The sequence below is a fragment of the Deferribacterota bacterium genome, from assembly GCA_034189185.1.
Lineage (GTDB): Bacteria > Chrysiogenota > Deferribacteres > Deferribacterales > UBA228 > UBA228.
The window spans coordinates 1-4,903 of record JAXHVM010000140.1; the positions used below are offsets into that span (position 1 = coordinate 1).

At 31.5% G+C, this 4,903-nt stretch carries 5 protein-coding genes; all 5 read right to left on the reverse strand.

Translation table 11 applies throughout. The features are described 5' to 3' along the window. A partial coding sequence (gene secD / locus SVN78_08485) for a protein translocase subunit SecD (GenBank protein ID MDY6821642.1) occupies positions 1-1,143 on the reverse strand: 1,143 nt, incomplete at its 3' end. A gap of 9 nt (positions 1,144-1,152) precedes the next feature. Continuing rightward, positions 1,153-1,461 (reverse strand): preprotein translocase subunit YajC, encoded by a 309-nt coding sequence (gene yajC / locus SVN78_08490; protein ID MDY6821643.1) that lies wholly within the window; start codon positions 1,459-1,461, stop codon positions 1,153-1,155. Between the two features lies 1 nt (position 1,462). Beyond that, the gene (gene tgt / locus SVN78_08495; GenBank protein MDY6821644.1) at positions 1,463-2,581 is read right to left on the reverse strand and encodes a tRNA guanosine(34) transglycosylase Tgt; all 1,119 of its coding nucleotides are present in this window, start codon (positions 2,579-2,581) and stop codon (positions 1,463-1,465) included. Beyond that, entirely contained in the window at positions 2,578-3,594 is a 1,017-nt protein-coding gene (queA, locus tag SVN78_08500; GenBank protein ID MDY6821645.1) for a tRNA preQ1(34) S-adenosylmethionine ribosyltransferase-isomerase QueA, read from the reverse strand. Before queA ends, tgt begins: the two co-directional genes overlap by 4 nt. Further along, the coding region (thrC, locus tag SVN78_08505) for a threonine synthase (protein MDY6821646.1) at positions 3,595-4,903 on the reverse strand (1,309 nt) is incomplete at its 5' end.

The window sequence follows — 4,903 nt, forward strand, 5'->3', positions numbered from 1 at the left end:
TGCTATATTAGCAAATATACCAGCCAGTTTATAGTAATATGCAAGAAATGCTATAACCATTATTAAGGCTATTATTGCAGCTTTTATACCGCTTTCAATTGAATCCCTCCCTAAAGATGGTCCAACTGTTCTATTTTCTAAAATTTCAACAGGTGCCGGCAGGCTCCCTGCTCTTAATACAACTGCCAGATCTCTAGCCTCTTGCATTGTAAAGTCTCCTGTAATCTGCGCTATTCCACCAGCTATAGGCTCTCTTATAACTGGGGCAGAATATACCTGATTGTCTAAGACAATTGCTAGTTTTTTACCCACATTATTTGATGTAATTTCTTCAAAAAGCTTAGATCCAACTGCATCAAAGCGTATCATCACATAGGGCTGATTATATTGAGGCGAAATTCTAACTTCTGCATCTGAAAGATACTCACCTGTTAGCACCGGGGGTCTTTTTAATGGATAGGGTATTTTATTTATTTCACGCCCCTTATCATCATATAGCTTTTGATAAAGCACAATATCATCGGGTGGAATATTTCCAGATAGGACATTCCTCATATCAATATCTTCATCCACTAAATAGAACTCTAATTGTGCAGTTTTTCCTATCAATTCTAGAGCTCTTTTGGGGTCAGTAACACCCGGTAGTTGTACTAATATTTGATATTGGCCCTGCTTTTGAATAACAGGTTCTGTTACACCAAACTCATCTACTCTATTTCTTACCACTTGTAGGGCTTGATCTACTGCATAGTTTTTTATCCTTTCAGCTTCATTTTCTGATAAAACAAGGGTGAGCTTCTTATCAGATTCTTGCCATGAAGATATCTCAAAATAGGGATAATTTTTATCTATAATACCTTTAACTAATTCGCTACTATCTATTTTTAATGCAATTTCAATTTTATTGCCCACCTTTCTGATATATGCATAATCAACGGACTTATCTAATAAATCTCTTTTTAATTGAGATACAATACTATTTAACTTGGCTTCGACAGCCTTATTAACCTGTACTCCCAAAATAACGTGCATACCGCCTTTTAAATCTAAACCGAGATTGATATTATTATTTTGTGGAAGCAAATAATAGATTGCACCTAACAAGACAATTGCAATTATTACATATCTATAAATAGTTTTCATTACTATCTATTAAGTCTGCTTTGTTAAACCAGCCACAGCGTTCTTGTTCATTTTTACCTTAACACCCTTTGCTATTTCAACTATAAAAGTATTTTGGTCAACTACACTGTCAATTCTGCCATATATACCAGAAGTAGTTATAATCTCATCACCAACCTTTAAAGACTCAATCATCTGTTTGTGTTTTTTATTTCTCTTCTGTTGAGGCATAATCAATAAAAAATAAAATATCAAAAATATTATTATAAGGGGCAAAAAAGCCGTCCATGGACTTCCACCCTTTGTTGCTTCCTGCGCAAAAGCTATTGATTCAAACATATCAGTCCTCCTCTAAAATTTTATCCAATGAGTTTTTAAAAAAATTCTCATAATTACCGCTATTTATAGCATTTTTTGCTTTTTTTACAAGAGAAATATAAAAATAAAGATTATGTATTGTATTTAGCCTGTAGGCAAGCATCTCCTTTATTTTATATAAATGCCTAAGATAACCTAATGAAAAGTTTTTACAAGTATAGCAATCACAGTTAGAATCAATGGGTTTATCAGAGTAGATATATTTTTGTTTCTTTACATGAATTCTACCATTTGAAGTAAACAATAGGCCATTTCTTGCGTTTCTTGTAGGCATTACACAATCAAACATATCAATCCCAAAGGAAATCCCCCAGAGTAGATCCTCAGGTGTACCAACCCCCATAATATATCTAGGCTTCTCTACCGGCAATAAACTAGCTGTATATTCAGCTATTTCATACATATTTTTTTTCTCCTCGCCTACACTTAAGCCCCCAATAGCAAAACCATCAAAACCCATATTTATTATATCCTTTGCTGATTTTTTTCTAAGATCTTTATATATACCACCTTGAACAATACCAAATAATTTCTTGTTCTTATCTATTCTAGCATTTATTGACCTACTTGCCCATTTACTTGTTAGCTTTATAGAGCTTTCTATATATGATTTGTCAGCTAAACTATAAGGGCACTCATCAAAGGCCATCATAATATCTACCCCTAAGCCTTCCTGTATTTCTATGCACTTCTCAGGCGTTAAATATATTAAAGAACCATCTAAATGAGACCTAAAGCTCACCCCTTCTTCATCAATCTTTCTAAGCTCAGACAAGCTATATACCTGGAAACCGCCACTGTCAGTCAATATTGGCCTATCCCATGAAATAAACTGGTGTAATGACCCATACTTCTTAATTATGTCAACACCTGGCCTTAAAAAGAGATGATAAGCATTGCATAGTATAATCTCAGCACCTAACTCCTTCAATTCACTAGGGGTTAAAGTCTTAACACACCCATATGTTCCAACAGGCATAAATATGGGCGTATTAACTACACCGTGGTTTAAAAAAAGCTGTCCACATCTTGCGTTTGTTTTCTTATCTTTACTAATTAATTCAAAATAAGGATTACTCATTTTATAAGCATTCCATCGCCATAGCTATAAAACCTAAAATTATTTTCAATTGCATAGTTATAGGTCTCTTTTAATAAATTTGTTCCAGTAAAGGCTGAAACCAAAATAAACAGTGAAGATTTTGGTAAATGAAAATTTGTTATCATTGCATCTACAATCTTAAACTTATAACCTGGTTTAATAAATAGATCTGTTTCATCATTGCCCCATTTTTCAACTAAGCCTTCATCATTTGATGCATCTTCTAAGGCTCTAACTACTGTTGTCCCAACAGCTACAAGTTTTTTTCCTTCTTTCTTTAAATAGTTTATTCTATCCATCACATCTTTTTTAATATAGTAGTTTTCGCTATGCATTTCATGTTCATTAATATCTTTTTTATCAATAGGTTTAAAGGTTCCATAAGAAACATCTAATGTTATTTCAAGTATTTCAACACCTTTCAGTTTTAAGCTATATAACGTTGACTCGTCAAAATGTAGTCCTGCTGTAGGAGCGGCAACCGAGCCAAGCACCTTTGAATAGACAGTTTGATAGTATTTCTTATCAATGTCATTAGCCTCTCTTTTTAAATAAGGGGGAATTGGAACTTCTCCATAAAGCTCCATAATCTTGCTACCAGTTATATCATAAAAGATTATCTTTCTTTCTTTTTTTCCGTATATCTTAATAATATCACACTGGTATTTATCAATATAGACTCTTTGTTTATCACTAATTTTGCCCTTTGTTAGACAATAGTATTCATAATTATTAATCTTATTTAATAATAATATTTCTACTTTTCCCCCTGTATCTTTACGGGTATATAATCTCGCTTTATTAACTTTTGTATTATTTAATACTAAGAAATAATCATCTGATATATATCTTGTAATATTTGCAAAGATATCTTGTGTGTAGTTCTTATTTAATCTGTCTAAAACAATTAATTTTGCACTACTTCTCTCTGTTGCAGGCCATTTAGCAATAAGGTGCTTTGGCAAATGAAAATCGAACTCCTCTATATCCATCTATTTTCTTATTTGATTAAAGATATAATCTTTTACACTTTTTACAGAATTTTCTAATAATATCGACTTTTTTTTCTTTTTATATAATATTGTTATTTCCCTTGGTAAATCTATATCAATATCTAAAGCCTTTTTTACGACCTCTGGAAATTTAGCTGGATGTGCCGTTGCTAGACAAATTGTTTTACCCTTCAATTTATCATTTAATTTATAGTATGCATTAATAGCACATGATGTGTGCGGGTCAACTATTTCCCTATATTCTTTATGCACTTTTTTAATAGTATTTAATATCTCACTATTAGTTGTAGAGGCAGACAAAAAATCTTCTTTTACCTTTCGGAGCATTTCATGGCTAACAATAATACTGCCAGAGTTTTTAAGATTCTCCATTTGCGAATTAACTAAAGACACATCACCTTCATATAGATAGTATAAATATCTCTCAAAATTACTTGCAACAGTTATATCCATAGAGGGGCTATAGGTTTTTTTAGCTTTTTTAACACTATAATGCCCATTATTCACAAACCCATTTAATATGTCATTTTCATTGGTTGCAATTACGAGCTTATCAATTGGTAAACCCATTTTTTTTGCCATAAATCCTGCAAATACATTGCCAAAATTTCCTGTCGGTACAATAAAATTAACTCTTTCATCATTATTTTCAGTTAATTGAAAATATATATAAAAATAATAAACAATTTGCGCTACAATTCTTGCCCAGTTGATCGAATTAACAGCAACTAAATTATAATTTTCTTTAAATGCTTTTTCCATAAATAAAGATTTTATGATTTTTTGACAATCATCAAAATTTCCTTTAATAGCAATAGGGTGTATGTTATCTTCCAAATGTCTTGTCATTTGCAGTTCTTGTATGTTACTTATCTTTTCATAGGGATATAGTATAAAAATTGATATATTAGCCTTTCCTTTAACACTATAAATAGCAGAGCTACCAGTATCACCGCTTGTGGCACCAATGATATTTATATTTATATTTCTTTTTTTATTTAAATATTCAAATAAGTTGCCCAAAAATTGCATTGCCAAATCTTTAAAGGCAAATGTTGGGCCATGATATAATTCAGCCAATAAAAATTCTCTTAAATCCTTAATAGTAACAATCCTATCATTATAAAAATTTCTATAGCTATTCTCTATAATTTTAGCTAATACAGAGGTTTCAACCTCAGGCCAAAACTTATTTATAATATAAACAGCTAAATCAACATATTTATAATCTCTTAACACTTTCAAGGCATTATCATCAATAAATGGAATACCTTCGGGCACAAGGAGC

Excerpts from the sequence above, each read along its gene's own strand:
- yajC (MDY6821643.1), bottom strand. The coding sequence starts at position 1,461 with ATGTTTGAATCAATAGCTTTTGCGCAGGAAGCAACAAAGGGTGGAAGT.
- tgt (MDY6821644.1), bottom strand. The coding sequence starts at position 2,581 with ATGAGTAATCCTTATTTTGAATTAATTAGTAAAGATAAGAAAACAAAC.
- queA (MDY6821645.1), bottom strand. The coding sequence starts at position 3,594 with ATGGATATAGAGGAGTTCGATTTTCATTTGCCAAAGCACCTTATTGCT.